Here is a 16,213-nt window from a genome sequence, read left to right on the forward strand (position 1 = left end):
TATCATGCAAAGTGATTTAGAGCTGAGAATCCACGATATTTTATATGATTCGCACAAATTATCTTCGATTTGAATAAAGGCGATTTTATATCAATCAAAAAAAGTGCCATTCGGCACTTTTTTATAACATGAAAATTGGGCTTAATATTCCCAGAACATGCGTTGTATTTCTTTTGCATCTTTGGTTTTGGTTAAAGCAAGCGCGGTTAAAATTTTAGCTTTTTGAGGGTTGAAGTCATGTGCAACTACCCAACCATATTTGTCATCTGGTTGTTCGGCATTACGGAGAACGAATCCTTGTGGCACTCGTGAAGAACGTACAATTTGTATACCACTTTGCTGAAGTTGATTCAGCGTGGGAACAATATTTTTCGCGACTGAGCCGTTTCCTGTACCTGCATGGACAATGGCTTTAACCCCAGCCTTGGCATACGCTTGATAAGCATCAGGAATCATGTTGCCAGAGCCATAGACAATTTGAACTAATGGGAGTGTATCACCCTTAATATTCTCGATATTAAATTCTGACCGCTGATTAAATCGCTTAACAGAACTTCGGAACCAATAAGGTTTAGATTCTACCAACGTCCCTAAAGCTCCCCATTGGCTTACAAAGGCATTGGTATGAATATTAATGCCTTTAGTCACATCTCGAGCTGCAAAAATACTATCGTTCATAAGGATGAACACCCCCTTATTTTTTGCACTCGGGTCTGCTGCCAGAGCAACTGCACTATATAAATTTAGTGGGCCATCCGCAGATAAAGCCGTCGATGGGCGCATTGAGCCGACAACAACAATAGGTTTTTCCGTTTGTACGACTAGATTAAGAAAAAAAGCGGTTTCTTCTAAAGTATCTGTGCCATGTGTAATCACAACACCATTTACATCTGACTTTTTAACCAAATCATTGACTTGGCGGGCAAGGGAAAGTAATTCTTTGTCCGTAATACTTTCAGAAGCAACTTGCATTGCTTGTACGCCACTCACATTGGCTAAATCTTTAATTTGAGGGACGGCATTCAGTAAGTCATCCATTGGAACTTTTGCGGCAGTGTAAGTGGCGCTGTTGGTTGAACTAGCACCAGCACCAGCAATCGTTCCCCCAGTTGCAACGACGACAACGTTATTTTTAGCAAAGCTCGCTAGGGGTAATAACAAGCCAATCGATAGAGTCAGTGCGGTTAGCGTCTTTTTCATCTTTTTTCCTAAATGTTTTTTATAGTATTGTGCATGGATAATGCTTAATCACGATAAAGGAAAAGAAGGGTGTTTGTATATAATCAAAATGAAATTAATATCATGAAATAATCAAAATATTAAATATAAAACCCCCACATTGAAATCTGGGGGTTTTAAATACATCATTCACATAAAACGACTGAATTAACGCATTTTCGCCAAGAATCTTCCTAGACGGTTAATCGCTTCACGAAGTTCATTTTCAGCAGGCAAGAACACCACACGGAAATGATCAGGGGTAGGCCAGTTGAATCCTGTACCTTGAACCAATAACACTTTTTCTGCTTTGAGGAAGTCAAGCATAAACTGTTCATCATCCTGAATCGGATAAATTTCAGGATCAAGTTTAGGGAAACAATACATTGCACCTTCAGGTTTAACACAGCTTACACCTGGGATTTCATTCAACATTTGCCAAGCAATATTGCGTTGCTCATACAAACGACCACCTGGACGAATTAAATCGTTGATAGACTGGTAGCCACCCAATGCAGTTTGAATAGCATATTGAGCTTGATGGTTAGCACACAGGCGCATTGACGCGAGCATGTCTAGACCTTCAATATAATCTGCTGCACGTGTCTTATCACCCGTAATTGCCATCCAGCCTGAACGGTATCCAGCAATTCGATAGGATTTAGATAATCCGTTAAATGAAATACACAGTTGATTACCCGCAAGGGCAGCGACCGATACATGTTCGATTCCATCGTAAACGATCTTATCGTAGATCTCATCAGCAAATAAAATCAGGTCATATTTTTTTGCAAGAGCGACAATTTTTTCTAAGACATGACGTGGATAAACAGCACCCGTTGGGTTGTTCGGATTGATAATCACGATCCCACGAGTATTAGGCGTAATTTTGTTTTCCATATCCTGAATATCAGGATACCAATTGTTTTCTTCATCACATTTATAATGGATTGCAGTACCACCAGAAAGATTAACGGCAGCAGTCCATAATGGATAATCTGGCATTGGCACCAGCATTTCATCGCCGTCATCTAACAGGCCTTGCATAGCCATTACAATCAGCTCAGAAACACCATTCCCAATATAAACGTCATTGACATGCATATTGAAAATACCTTTTTGTTGATAGTACTGACAAACCGCTTTGCGGGCAGGGAAAATCCCTTTTGAGTCTGTATAGCCAATTGCATTTGGTAAGTTCAACGCAACATCATTGATAATTTCTTGAGGTGCTTCAAAACCGAAGGGCGCTGGGTTGCCGATATTGAGTTTAATTATCTTATGTCCGGCTTCTTCCATTTCGTTGGCGGCGCGTAACACAGGTCCACGAATGTCATAGCATACATGCTCGAGCTTAGACGATTTCTTAATTTCGCGTGGAGTAGTGTTACCTAAAACGGACATATTCCCATCCAATTATTTTTGAGTGAATAAAAATAGATTACTAAATATCACAATCTATGTAGAAATTTAGCTAGAAATTTTTCAAGCTCTAGCGTAAATATGAAGGTACTGAAGCATGACATTGAATGTCAAAGATTTAAAGGAGTTAATCATGGGAAAACTCAATAAAACAGACCGAGAATGGCAAAGAGAGTTATCACCAGAGGAGTATCGTATTACCCGTCAAAAGGGAACTGAGCCTGCTTTCACAGGGCGATATTGGAATACCAAACAAGAAGGAACTTATGTTTGTCGTTGCTGTGGCGAACCTTTATTTACTTCAGAAACCAAATATGACAGTGGTTGTGGATGGCCTAGTTTTTATCGTCCAATCAACCAAACAGTCATTGAAGAACATGACGATCACTCACATGGCATGATTCGTACTGAGATTGTTTGTCATCATTGTGACGCACATCTAGGTCATGTTTTTGAGGATGGACCTGAACCTACAGGTCTTCGCTATTGTGTAAACTCAGCTTCATTAGAATTAAAAACCCAAGAAAAAAATGATGAGGAAACCTATCCATGACCAATATTTATCAATTTGAGGCAGAATTGCTAGAAGGGGAAAATAAGCAATTTTCGGACTATGAAGGTAAAGTGCTATTGATAGTCAACACAGCCAGCAAATGTGGATTTACGCCACAATTTGCAGGGTTGGAAGCGCTGTATGAAAAGTATAAAGATCAAGGTTTTGAGGTATTAGGATTTCCGTGTAATCAATTTGGTGGGCAAGATCCGGGTACGCACGAAGAAATTGGTAGTTTTTGCCAGAGAAATTACGGTGTATCCTTTCCGATGTTCGCTAAAGTGGATGTAAAAGGTCCTGAAGCCCATGTGATTTTTCGGTATCTCACCAACAACAGCAAAGGCATTTTAGGAAGTGGAATTAAGTGGAACTTTACCAAATTTTTGATTGGAAAAGATGGCAAAGTGCTTAATCGATATGCACCTACAACTAAACCAGAAAGCATTGAAGATGATATTCAAAAAGCGCTGGCTCAGTAAAAAAAATCAGCTCAATTGAGCTGATTTTTTTTATTCATTTAATTCAAGAAACGGTAATCGGCTAGATTTGCATTTTTGGTTTCTAGCCAATACTTCCATGTATAACTCGGCCAAAGTGAAAAATTCTTTCCGCCTTCTTGCTGATACCAACTCACACAGCCAGATTGCCAAACTGTGCCTGCAAATTTTTCTTGGATTTTACGGTTGAATTCTTCTTGGACTACATCTTTGACCACGATTGCTTTGGTTTTGGATTTTTCTACAGCTTCAATCAGTTGTAGAATGTAATTCACTTGAGATTCGATCATAAAAATTACAGAGTTATGACCTAAAACAGTATTCGGGCCTAAAAGTTGAAAGAGATTTGGAAATCCTTTGGTAGAAATTCCATAATAGCTTTCAGCACCCTCTTTCCATGCTTCTTTCAACTCAATACCATTTTCACCATAACATTTAAAATCTTTTAAATAAATTCGTGGATCAGTAATAAAACCAGTACCGTAAATTAAGCAATCTATTTCTCGTACTTGCCCATCTTTGGTAACAATCGCATTTTCAGTAATTTCTTGGATGCTGTCCGTCACGAGCTCTACATTCTTGCGATTAAATGTTGGGAAATATCGATTTGATACCAAAATTCTTTTACACCCCATGGTGTAATCTGGTGTCAATTTTTTTGCTATTTCTTTATCTTTGACTTGGAAGCGAATAAAAGCTTCTGCAAGTTTTTGACCCAGTCGCATCATTTGAGGTTTTACAATCGGAACTACGCGTGATTCATTTGACCAATACAAGCGCGCTCGATGCAATTTTCTAAACCAGTCGTATTGGGCAAACAGTTTTTTGTCTAAAGCATTATAAGCACGTTCATCGCGCGGTATTACCCATGCAGCAGTTCTTTGAAACACGTATAACTGTTTGGTTTTTGGTGCAATCTCAGGAATATATTGAATTGCACTTCCACCTGTGCCGATACTGGCTACACGTTTACCATTCAGGTCATAAGCATGATTCCAAGATGATGAGTGGAATACTTCGCCTTTAAATTTTTCGATACCTTTAATCTTTGGAATTTGAGGAATATGCAATGGACCAGAGGCAAAAATAAGGAATTGACTGCGTAGAGCACTTTGATTCTTGATGGAGATTTCCCACGCATGAGCTTGCTCATCGAAGCGTGTCGAAATGACTTCGGTATCAAATTGAATAAATTTTTTTAAATCATATTCTTGAATAAGATCTTGAATATATTGAAAAATTTCAGGTGCTTCAGCATATCGTTTTGTCCAATCAGATTTAGGTGCAAAAGATAATGAATACATATGAGACTGCACATCACATGCAGCACCCGGGTATTGATTTTCACGCCAAGTACCACCTACATCTGTAGCTTTTTCAAGAATAACAAAATCTTTGATACCGCGTTTAAGAAGTTGAATAGCTGTGGCTAATCCTCCAAATCCGGCGCCGATAATCGCAATTTTAGTATTTTTCTTGATGAGTTGCGTTTCAGTTAAGTCGACTGAATTTGTATCTAGCTGATCTGATGTAACTTCCATTTTAATACTCGTTTATATTATTTGAAGCTATCATAAGCAGTCTGGACTGAAACTGACATGATTTCATTGACATTTAATATTGATATTTTCGGCAATATTCTTTCCCTTTTTTTTAGGGTAAAACATATGCAACTTTAATTTTAAAATTCTGTTTTATGAAAAGGTCGATTCTCGGTTTGTTGTATCTCATACAGGGCATGCGACAGGTCGGAATAAATGTGGACGAAAGATTGGAAGCTGTCGGTTTAAAGGCGGATGCCTTAGATCCGAGTTCAACGATTCAACCTGAATTAGAACAAATCATTCAAAGAATTATTGCTAAAGGGGTTAACCCGCTGCTTGGTTTGGATGTCGGTCAACATTATGCGCTCGCAGGCTATGGTCCGCTTCTCATGCTGTTGGTCACAAGCTCGAATGTCGGTGCGGCTCTCACAAATGGAATACGCTATCAAGCGCTTACCCATTTATCGGGTAGGCTTACATTAGAGCAGACGAGTGTCTATGCGGCTTTATGTTATGAGCCACTCAATTTACAAAGTGAAGTTGATGAGTTCAGGGCTCAATGTGAAATTTCAGGTACGGTTAAATTCGTGCAAGATATCTACAAAATGATAGGATTGCCCTTTCCTGAAGTGCAGATTGAATTGCCGTTTTCACGACCGAAAGAATCCATTTTTTTGAACAAGTATTTGAATTATTTCGGTGAACAAGTTCGGTTTGAACAAGAGAAATTTCGACTGATTTTTGATGCTGAAATTTTAGAATTGAAGTTGCCTTCAGCTGATCAAATCACATTTAATGTCCATCAACAAAGATGTAATGCTGAAATCGAAAGATTGAATGCACAACAATTGAATCAACACCAGTTGATTCAAAGAATTCACGATTATTTGGATTTACAAACGGGGCAGATTCCAACAATGGCAGAAACTGCTCAAGCATTGAATATTCCAGAGCGTACTTTGCGACATCAGCTTAACCAACTGGATACAAGCTATAAGCAAATACGGGAGCAACTCATTCGAGAGAAAGCGCTTCGATTAATTGAGTACAAAGAGTATTCAATCGAAGTAATAGCTGAAATGCTTGGATATTCAGAACCTGCAGCATTTAACCATGCTTTTAAAAGATGGTTTGGACAAAGTCCACGACAGTATGGGAAATAACCTCAGCATGTATGCTCAAATGGTATATGCCAAAGTGTTATTTATCATTTTTTTAAATATTCGTTATACTTCCGACGGCCTAAAAAAGTAATCAATATCTATGTTCCATTCTCATTCTTCGCAAAATAGTTTAAGTCACACTCCGCAATCACCTGCAGAACGTTATGCTCACGCAATTTCGTCAGGACAATTTATGCCTGATGATGCTCAAGCTCAAGCTGTACATGAACTTAATCGTGTTTGGGAAGAACTGATCTTACGATATAAAGCTTCTAAAAAAGCGTTTCGACGTTTTCGCCGTCAAACAGCCCCGAAGGGTGTTTATATGTGGGGTGGTGTTGGGCGTGGAAAAACTTGGTTGATGGACCAGTTTTATGATGCGATACCATTCCGTCGTAAGACGCGTATGCATTTCCATCATTTTATGCAATATGTGCATAAAGAGTTAAATAAAAATTCAGGACAGCAAAATCCACTCGACATCGTTGCTGATCAAATTTACAAAGATGCGGTTGTGATCTGTTTTGATGAATTCTTTGTATCAAATGTCACGGATGCGATGATTTTAAGTGATTTATTCCAAAAGCTATTTGTTCGTGGAATTACACTTGTTGCGACATCAAACATTGCACCAGATGGTTTATACAAGAACGGTATTCATCGCGACCGCTTTATTCCAACGATTGAAATGGTAAAAAAGAATTGTGTCATTTTGAATGTGGATGCAGGTGTTGACTATCGTTTGCGTGTACTGAAACAAGCGCAGTTGTTCAAATCACCTTTAAGCCATGATAATCAGGTATGGATGGCACAACGTTTTTCAGCATTAACCAGTGCTCAAAATGTGAGTGAAGAACCGATCATCATTAATGGACGTAATGTCGATACAATTGGTCATACTGAAGATGTATTATGGTGTGAGTTTTCTGAACTCTGTATGAAGCCACGAAGTCCTGCGGACTTTATCGAAATTGCGAACACTTATAACACTGTCCTAGTCAGTAATGTTCCCGATCTGAATGATTATTTATCAGAAGGAACACGCCGATTCATTTATTTAGTCGATGAGTTCTATGATCGTGGTGTTAAATTATTACTAACCTCACATGCCAGTATCATTGATATATATAGTGGCGAAAAATTAGCGTTTGAAATCGAACGCACACGTTCACGCTTACTCGAAATGCAATCAGATGACTATTTACAATCTGCGCATCGACAAATTGATATGCCTGCAGAATAAATGTGAAAATTCAAAAACGAACCCAAACAGATGATGTTTGGGTTTTTTTATTTGGAGTGGAATAAATTTGAAATCGTCGCTTAAAAGCGTAGAGAAAATAGACATATTGGTTTAAATTAAATCAGATTTGATGGAAATTGGCACTTAAGTCTAATTTCTACCTTTATAAAACTTTATACACTGTAATTAGATTGTTGAATTAAAACGACTCAATAAGTAATAGATCAAAAGTCTCATCTGATTGGTGTCTATAATAAATGATCACTATTTAGCAATGTGATATTACTATTCAGCAATTTATAAATGGGTATACTAGATTCTCTTGTATAAAAAGTAGCAATATCAGGAAAGACAATGACTGCACGTATTCAGAAAGGCAAGTTAGCGATTGCTAAAGAACTCTACGATTTCATCGAAAATGAAGCACTACCAGGTTCTGGTTTAGACAGTGAAACTTACTGGAAAAACTTTGAACAAGTCGTTGTTGATCTTAGCCCAAAAAATAAAGCACTCTTGGCTAAGCGTGATGACATTCAAGCGAAAATTGATGAATGGCACCGCAATAATAAATTTGAATTAGGAGCTTACAAAGCTTTCCTGACAGAAATTGGCTACTTATTACCAGAAGTAGAAGATTTTCAAATTACAACTGAAAATGTAGATGAAGAAATCGCACTATTGGCGGGTGCACAATTGGTTGTGCCTGTACGTAATGCACGTTACTGCTTGAACGCTGCAAATGCTCGTTGGGGCTCTTTATATGACGCATTGTATGGTTTCGATGTCATCTCGGAAGAAGGCGGTGCGGAAAAAGGTAAGGGGTATAACCCTGTTCGTGGCGAAAAAGTTATCGCTTTTGCTAAAAATTTCTTAAATGAAACTTTCCCTTTAGCAAATGGATCACATGCGGATGTTACGAAATACGCTGTTGAAGCAAAAAAATTAGTGGTAACGCTTAAAGATGGCAGCACAACGAATTTGGCTAAACAAGCTCAATTTGTAGGTTTTAATGGTGAAGAGTCTGCGCCGACAGAAATCGTTTTATTAAATAATGGTTTGCATGTCATCATTGAAATCGATGCGACAAGCCCAATTGGTCAAACGGATGCTGCTGGCGTAAAAGATCTTGTTTTAGAATCTGCGGTAACAACGATCCAAGATTTGGAAGACTCAATTGCTGCGGTTGATGCTGAAGAAAAAGTTGAAGGCTACCGTAACTGGTTAGGTTTGATGAAGGGTACTTTGGAAGAGAAAATCGAGAAAAATGGTAAAACCATTACTCGTGCTTTAAACAAAGACCGTACCCACAAAAATCTGATCGGTGGCGAAACAACTTTGCACGGTCGTTCATTGATGCTTCTTCGTAACGTTGGTCATTTGATGACGAACCCGGCGATCCTAGTGGATGGTCAAGAAATCTATGAAGGTATCATGGATGCATTGATCACACCGTTATTAACGTTTGCTGACATCAAAGGTCAAAATGAAATCAAGAACTCTCGTAAAGGTTCTATGTATATCGTTAAACCTAAGATGCATGGCCCTGAAGAAGTTGCATTTGCAGTTGAACTATTTGAGCGTGCAGAACAAGCTCTAGGTTTGCCAGCAAAAACGCTTAAAATCGGGATCATGGATGAAGAGCGCCGTACTTCTGTAAACTTGAAAAACTGTATTGCTCAAGCGAAAGATCGTACCATCTTCATTAACACAGGATTCATGGACCGTACAGGTGACGAAATCCATACCTTTATGGAAGCAGGTCCATTCGTTCGTAAGGGTGAAGTTAAATCTCAAATTTGGTTCCCTGCATATGAAAACCGTAACGTGATGGTTGGTTTACAAGCAGGCTTACGTGGCAAAGCACAAATTGGTAAAGGCATGTGGCCTAAACCAGATATGCTTTTAGATATGTATAAAACCAAAATTGAGCATCCTGAAGCTGGTGCGAGCTGTGCTTGGGTTCCATCACCATCTGGTGCTGTAATTCATGCGATTCACTATCACCAATGTAATGTTTCAGCGCGTCAACAAGAGTTGTTAAAAACTGAAGCATTACCTTTAGATGATTTATTAACTCCACCATTAGCGACTGATACGAATTGGACTGATGAAGAGAAAACCAAAGAGTTAGAAAATAACCTTCAGGGTATTCTTGGTTATGTTGTTCGTTGGGTTGATTTGGGTGTTGGTTGTTCTAAAGTTCCAGACATCAACAACGTTGGTTTGATGGAAGACCGTGCAACTTTACGTATTTCATCTCAACACGTTGCTAACTGGTTACGTCACGGTATCGTGACTAAAGAGCAAGTTGAAGAAGTAATGCAACGTATGGCTAAAATTGTAGATGAGCAAAATGCGAACGATCCAGCGTACACACCAATGGCGCCTGGGTTTGACGGTTATGCTTACCAAGCAGCATATGATTTAGTGTTTAAAGGTGCTGAACAACCATCAGGTTATACAGAACCATTACTTCATGCTTACCGCTTGAAGCTTAAAGGTTATACTGGTGACTAATTAAAATAAAAAGGCCTCTCCGGAGGCTTTTTTTACGACTGTGTAAAATAGTTGACCATTGGGTAAAAAGTGGCATGAAGAGGGACATAAAATGACGCGATATTCAAATTTAAATCAACAGTATATTAACGGTTCTTGGTTAAAAGGCTCTTCAGAGCGTGTCATACAAAATTTTAATCCATTTGATTTAAAAGAAATACACCAAATTCAAGCGGCGAATCAGTCTGATGTTGATCTCGCTTTTTCTGCAGCACAACAAGCATTTGATCTTGGCTTAATTACCTCTGCTATAGATCGCAAGAAAATCATTCAGAAGCTGCATGACATCATACAATTACGTAAAGACGAAATTATAGATTGGCTGATTACCGAGTCTGGAAGTACGCGTCTCAAGGCAAATATTGAAGTGGGTGCTGCGCTTGGTATTATCTCAGAATCATTCACTTTTCCTGATCAAATCCAAACTGTTCAGCTAGAAAGTAAAGATCCTGCGAGAAAAAGTTTTTATCAACGCAAAGCGTTGGGTGTTATTGCTGTCATTAGCCCTTGGAATTTTCCATTTCATTTGTCAATGCGATCGATTGTTTGCGCAATCGCATGTGGAAATACAGTGGTACTAAAACCTGCGAGTGACACACCTGTTACAGGTGGAACATTATTAGGGAAATTGTTTGAAGAGGCGGGTGTGCCCGCTGGTGTACTGAATGTCATTGTGGGTAGTGGTAGTGAAATAGGGGATTATTTTGTCGAGCATTCTATCCCGAAGATGATTTCATTCACTGGCTCTACAGAAGTAGGACAAAATGTTGGTGCTAAAGCGATGGCCAGCTCTAGAATCAAACGACTTGCTTTAGAGCTTGGGGGGAATGCGCCATTATTAATTCTTAAAGATGCAGATTTAGATTTGGCAGTCGATTTGACGATCAAGGGGCGCTTCCTTCACCAAGGTCAAATCTGTATGAGCACTAATCGTGTCATCGTAGATCAATCGATTCACAATGAATATGTTGAAAGGCTTTTAAACAAAGTAAAAGATATTCCTGTGGGTGATCCTAATCTTGATGAGACGCTTATAGGACCTATTATTAACAATACACAAGTGAAACAGCATCAACGAATCATTGATCAGGCTCAAATAGAAGGTGCTAAGTTGGTCTATGCTGGGGGTATTGAGAATAATTTGGTTTCACCTCATGTGTTTATTGATGTGTTGCCGACTTATACAATTGCTCAAGAGGAGAGCTTCGGACCAATTCTGCCGATCATCAGAGCAGATGATGAGGCACATGCAATTCAAATCGCCAATGACACACCGTTTGGTTTATCTGGTGCTGTATGTACATCTGATATTGAGCGCGGAGTAGAAATCGCTTCAAAACTCGATATTGGAATGACACATATTAATGGTATAAGTGTCGCGGACCATGCTAATGCACCATTCGGTGGAGAAAAGAACTCTGGATTAGGGCGCTTTAATGGGCATTGGATTATGGATGAATTCACGCGTACACACTGGATGACAGTACCAATATCATCATAATGAACTGAATTGGATCGGCTATAATAGCCTAAGTTTTTTATAGTATTGAAAATTATGCTATGTGTGCCAACTTTAAGCCAATACAAGCGCATCAAATCCAAGCATTAGAACTTCCACATATTTCATTTGAATATGTGGAAGAGGTTTATCCAAGCTACGAAACCCCGTTGTTATTTAAATCTGATCATAGCTACGAGTGGAGGTTAGTTAATTTTGGTTTTATACCAAAATGGGCAACTGATACAGAAATAGCGAAGAAAACCTATAATGCACGCAATGAAACATTAAGCGAAAAAAGAAGTTTTCAAGAAGCATTTGAAAAATGTAAATTTGGTGTAATTCCAGTCACTGAGTTTTATGAAGCAAAATATATTAATGGACGACCGCAACGATGGGGTGTGAGAAGAAAAGATGGTCAGGCATTTTTTATCGCAGCGTTGTATGAAATCACGAAAATTGATCAAATTATTTATCGTTCAGCAACGATGATTACCATGGATGCTATTCATCACGAAATGATGAAGGATTTTCATGAGCCTGGAGATGTTAAACGATCAGTAATTATTATTCCGCACCATAAATTAGATCAGTGGTTGAGTTTAAAATCCCCCGACATTCAGAACTTTGTTGAAGGCTTTCCAGTAGGGGAATTTGAATGTTTTTATTGTCCAAAACCACGGCAGAACAATACAGCCCAACTCAATATGTTTGATGATGGGCTTTAATCTAAAGTTTAGGAAAATTAATGCGCTAAATTTTTGAAAATATGCTTTAAGCTTTCCATTAGTTTTTCAATTTGAAGTGGGGTTAATCCCTCAAATGTTTGTTCAAGAACCACACTCATCAGGTCATTAATTTTTTTTGTCATTTCTAAACCTTTTGGTGTTAGTACCACACGCGTAATACGGGCATCGTTTTCACACGAGTAAGTGTCAACCATTCCTTCATCTTTTAAACGGTAAACGATTTTTGTAGTCGTCGACATTTTTGACACAATCATGTCAGAGAGTTCTGAAACACTTGCATCTGGTTTAGTAGACAATGCGACAAGCAAACGTCGACGAGAATTATCAACGCCATACTTTTTGAGCACATGGTCAACATTCAGTACATACTGAGAATGGACTTGAGTGATCCAATAGAATGGAAAATTTTCGAGTTCAAAATTTTCAGATGAAGGTAAAAATTTTGCATATTTTTTTGACATCGCTACGTCCTTGTCAGTGTAACTTAATTGTTTTTATTAATTTAAATATTACATGAAGCATAACCTATATTAAAAGAACTATGTTCAAATAATCAACTTATGTTCAAGCGCTTACCTTAAATCAGACAAAAGGTATGACACCTATTGACTTCAGTTTTATAAAACATATTTCAATGATCTGTAAATATCTTTATGTGTATCAAAACAGAAGATTCGAAAAATACAGCTATTCTGATCTTCATGATTATATCTTTATGTAAATTCCACGCTGACCAAATTCTATTGAAAAATATAGGAACTATAACTTGGCACTGATATTTTTTTTTGTGTCGAAAATGTCAAAGACTATTCAAGGATGGCAATTACGACTAAAGATATGATCTAAATTTACATAAAAAATTGTTTTGAACATAAAAAAAGTAATTACAAAATAAAATTCTTATGCATAATAGTTTCATCATTTCTGAAAAGGTAACTTTATATATGGACCCGTCGCCGTGTTGGCCTAATTTAGCTTCTTACATTATCTTAAATAATAAGAACCAGGAGATCTAATATGGAATTTTTATTGGATCCTGGCATTTGGATAGGGTTAATTACCCTTATCATTCTTGAAATCGTTTTAGGTATTGATAACTTAGTATTTATTGCGATACTTGCAGAAAAACTTCCTCCAGAACAACGTGATAAAGCCCGTGTAATCGGTTTATCCCTCGCATTATTAATGCGTCTAGGTCTACTTTTTGCGATCTCGTGGTTAGTGACTTTAACTCAACCATTGATTGAAATTTTTGGAAAAACATTCTCAGGTCGGGATTTGATATTACTGTTTGGTGGTCTATTCCTTGTGTATAAGGCTGTCAATGAACTCCATGAAAAAATGGAGGGTAAACCCGAGATTAAAACGAATAACAATGTCGTATACGCTGGTTTTGCTGCAGTTGTGGCTCAGATCGTCGTGCTAGATGCGGTATTTTCACTCGACTCAGTGATCACTGCGATTGGTATGGTGGATAATATTTACGTGATGATGGCTGCGATGATTGTGGCTATGGTTGTCATGTTAATTGCATCAAAACCGTTAACTACGTTTGTTAACCGTCATCCTACGGTGGTTATCCTTTGTTTAAGTTTCTTGTTATTGATCGGTGTAAGTCTAATCGCTGAAGGTTTTGGATTCCATATCCCTAAAGGTTATATTTATTCAGGTATTGGTGTTGCAATTCTAATTGAAGCATTCAATCAATTTTCGAATCGTAATCTTGAAAAAAATCAAGCGAAGATCCCGTTACGTCATCGAACTGCAGATTCAATTTTGAAATTGATGGGCAGTAAATTGGATGCCGATATTGCAACATCCAAAGAAGTTGAAGAAATTCAACAAGCTTTTGGTGATGAAGAGCGTTATATGGTTGGTGGTGTGCTATCACTTGCTGAACGTTCAGTTGCTTCAATTATGACACCTCGAAATCAAATTTCTTGGGTTAATATTGAGGACGATGCCGAAGCAATTCGTGAACAGGTATTAGCTGTACCTCATAGTCTTTTCCCAGTTTGTCGTGGACAATTGGATAAAGTCATCACGATTGTACGTGCAAAAGAATTGATTGATGCATTAGATGATCCAGATCAACTAAAAGATTTGATGAAACGTGTCCGTCCTATTTTCATTTATGAAAAAATGAAAGTGATTGATGCAATTAATACATTAAGAACTTCTAAAGGTTCATTGGTACTTGTTACAAATGAATATGGCAATATTCAAGGCTTAATCTCACCATTAGATGTTTTTGAAGCAATTGCTGGTGAATTCCCAGATGCTGATGAACAGCTTGAATTGGTTAAAATCGATGATACCACTTGGAAGGCGTCTGGTATGTTAGATTTATATCAATTAGAGCTGGCGCTCGATATATTAGATTTAGATCTGGTGCAAGAAGACTCAGGTTACTTTAGTGTTGCAGGACTGATTTTAGATAAAACGAGTGGGGCGGTTGAAGTTGGTATGTTGATTGAACACCAAGGGGTTAATTTCGAAATTCTAGAAATGGAAGATAATCGAATTAAAACCGTTAAAATCACGCTTTAAACTCTAATAAAAAAGCTCCTTATTGGAGCTTTTTTTTGGCTTAAATTTCTATATAAGGTATGGAGGTAGCCAAGTAGTAGTACGAAATATGAGATAAGATGCTAAACATATTGCAATCTGTTTTATAGCGAAGGAATGTAAGATCATGATTGATCAAATGGAATTATCGGTAAGACTTGCTATTTTTTTTAGTGGTATTTTTTTATTGACGGGTATGCTTACTGGCGTTTGGAAGTATGTGCAAATCAGCTTATCTAAACAAGCTCGAGCACATTATTATGTTGATATTGCGCATAGGAGTAGTTTGCTATATGCACCTGCAACGTTAATTCTAGCGGTTATGGCATATTTTTCAGCGTTGAATGAATCGACAAATTTGCTCTTTATTTTGATTAATATTTTCTTTTTTGCATTTTCAATTTTAAGTTATATTTTGCATGGCTTATTGAAAGATACGACAAATCAGTTCAAAGAACCACATCAATTAGGGCGTATTGAATTACCAAAATTGCTCATGAGAGGTGCGATGGTACTATTGGTCTTAGGTGAGGTTGGGGCGACCTTAGGTTTGCTTTATGGTTTATATGTTGGGTTATTCTAATAAGTAGAGCAGAATTGAAAAACTTGTTATTTTGATAGAGTGCTTTAAATGATGACATTGACTTTAAGATGGATGCTTTGGCATCCATCTCTTAGTCTAAATGTGCTTCTTGATCAGAAAGCTTTTGAGTACGATATTTCGTGTCAATAAAGGCCCACACGTAAAATGCTAGCGTCGCAGCAAGTGCATAAGCAAAATATTCAAGCTTCAACGTGCCTTGAATTGTACCTTGCACAACAAGTGTCAGCATGAGAGCAAACATTGTGCTTAAAAAAACGACAGCATTGTTGTTCGCTTTAAGAGTATTAATGAAGACTTGCTTGTTGAAATGTAATGATAACATCTCCATCCCTCCTGATAATTCATGACAAATCTGAATGATTTAGTCGACTTTGTTTACATACTTGTACAGGGGATTGAAGAATAAAGCAAGTTTTTAACACTCTATTATGTAAATAAATTATGACATTAATATGACAAAAGTCGAAATATTTGAAATTAAGATACTACGTGAGCTAAGTGATAGAATTATTTCGATAAATCGTGATGAGAAGAATAGAGTTTCTTGTAATTCTTTAATCTATTTACTTTTTAGCATCTTGCAAAACAAATAAATAGT

14 protein-coding genes are annotated in these 16,213 nt (G+C 37.7%); 9 read left to right on the plus strand and 5 right to left on the minus strand.

Annotation, left to right across the window (positions count from 1 at the left end; genetic code table 11):
- Window positions 1-141 precede the first annotated feature (141 nt).
- Together AC1M9L_RS10830 and AC1M9L_RS10835 are read right to left on the minus strand one after the other, a co-directional pair.
- Entirely contained in the window at window positions 142-1,200 is a 1,059-nt protein-coding gene (locus AC1M9L_RS10830; RefSeq protein ID WP_481592098.1) for a type II asparaginase, read from the minus strand.
- 186 nt (window positions 1,201-1,386) lie between these two features.
- Window positions 1,387-2,622, minus strand: coding sequence for a pyridoxal phosphate-dependent aminotransferase (locus AC1M9L_RS10835; RefSeq protein ID WP_481587655.1), 1,236 nt, complete (start codon window positions 2,620-2,622; stop codon window positions 1,387-1,389).
- Window positions 2,623-2,773: 151 nt separating this feature from the next.
- Here AC1M9L_RS10835 and msrB point away from each other — a divergent pair, with 151 nt between their 5' ends.
- Window positions 2,774-3,193, plus strand: coding sequence for a peptide-methionine (R)-S-oxide reductase MsrB (gene msrB / locus AC1M9L_RS10840; protein ID WP_035266138.1), 420 nt, complete (start codon window positions 2,774-2,776; stop codon window positions 3,191-3,193).
- The gene (locus AC1M9L_RS10845) at window positions 3,190-3,672 is read left to right on the plus strand and encodes a glutathione peroxidase (RefSeq protein ID WP_035266096.1); all 483 of its coding nucleotides are present in this window, start codon (window positions 3,190-3,192) and stop codon (window positions 3,670-3,672) included. The genes msrB and AC1M9L_RS10845 overlap by 4 nt, the downstream gene beginning before the upstream one ends.
- 38 nt (window positions 3,673-3,710) lie before the next feature.
- On the opposite strand, the gene AC1M9L_RS10850 is transcribed toward AC1M9L_RS10845, so the two are convergent.
- Window positions 3,711-5,231, minus strand: coding sequence for a flavin-containing monooxygenase (locus AC1M9L_RS10850; protein ID WP_481592099.1), 1,521 nt, complete (start codon window positions 5,229-5,231; stop codon window positions 3,711-3,713).
- Between the two features lie 155 nt (window positions 5,232-5,386).
- On the opposite strand from AC1M9L_RS10850, the gene AC1M9L_RS10855 reads away from it, so the two are divergent.
- The 5 genes from AC1M9L_RS10855 (at window position 5,387) to AC1M9L_RS10875 (ending at window position 12,422) form a co-directional block, all read left to right on the plus strand.
- Window positions 5,387-6,397: an AraC family transcriptional regulator gene (locus AC1M9L_RS10855; RefSeq protein WP_481592100.1), complete on the plus strand. Its 1,011-nt coding sequence runs from the start codon at window positions 5,387-5,389 to the stop codon at window positions 6,395-6,397.
- Window positions 6,398-6,497: 100 nt separating this feature from the next.
- Complete coding sequence (zapE, locus tag AC1M9L_RS10860) at window positions 6,498-7,640, plus strand: cell division protein ZapE (RefSeq protein WP_481587652.1); 1,143 nt, start codon at window positions 6,498-6,500, stop codon at window positions 7,638-7,640.
- A gap of 354 nt (window positions 7,641-7,994) precedes the next feature.
- On the plus strand, window positions 7,995-10,157 hold the full coding sequence (locus AC1M9L_RS10865; protein WP_481592101.1) for a malate synthase G: 2,163 nt from the start codon (window positions 7,995-7,997) through the stop codon (window positions 10,155-10,157).
- A gap of 91 nt (window positions 10,158-10,248) precedes the next feature.
- The gene (locus AC1M9L_RS10870; RefSeq protein WP_481592102.1) at window positions 10,249-11,697 is read left to right on the plus strand and encodes an aldehyde dehydrogenase family protein; all 1,449 of its coding nucleotides are present in this window, start codon (window positions 10,249-10,251) and stop codon (window positions 11,695-11,697) included.
- Between the two features lie 59 nt (window positions 11,698-11,756).
- Window positions 11,757-12,422 (plus strand): SOS response-associated peptidase, encoded by a 666-nt coding sequence (locus AC1M9L_RS10875; RefSeq protein ID WP_481592103.1) that lies wholly within the window; start codon window positions 11,757-11,759, stop codon window positions 12,420-12,422.
- A 17-nt stretch (window positions 12,423-12,439) separates the two neighbouring features.
- On the opposite strand, the gene AC1M9L_RS10880 is transcribed toward AC1M9L_RS10875, so the two are convergent.
- On the minus strand, window positions 12,440-12,904 hold the full coding sequence (locus AC1M9L_RS10880; RefSeq protein WP_035266085.1) for a MarR family winged helix-turn-helix transcriptional regulator: 465 nt from the start codon (window positions 12,902-12,904) through the stop codon (window positions 12,440-12,442).
- A 556-nt stretch (window positions 12,905-13,460) separates the two neighbouring features.
- Between AC1M9L_RS10880 and AC1M9L_RS10885 the strand changes: the two genes are divergently transcribed.
- A complete protein-coding gene (locus AC1M9L_RS10885) occupies window positions 13,461-14,993 on the plus strand; it encodes a TerC family protein (protein ID WP_092767773.1) in 1,533 nt (510 codons plus the stop codon).
- 145 nt (window positions 14,994-15,138) lie between these two features.
- Window positions 15,139-15,594, plus strand: coding sequence for a hypothetical protein (locus tag AC1M9L_RS10890; protein ID WP_481592104.1), 456 nt, complete (start codon window positions 15,139-15,141; stop codon window positions 15,592-15,594).
- Between the two features lie 91 nt (window positions 15,595-15,685).
- Here the strand turns inward: AC1M9L_RS10890 and AC1M9L_RS10895 are convergent, their stop codons facing one another.
- Window positions 15,686-15,937 (minus strand): hypothetical protein, encoded by a 252-nt coding sequence (locus AC1M9L_RS10895; RefSeq protein ID WP_035266079.1) that lies wholly within the window; start codon window positions 15,935-15,937, stop codon window positions 15,686-15,688.
- Window positions 15,938-16,213: the final 276 nt, after the last annotated feature.

Source organism: Acinetobacter sp. ANC_7511, assembly GCF_056779975.1.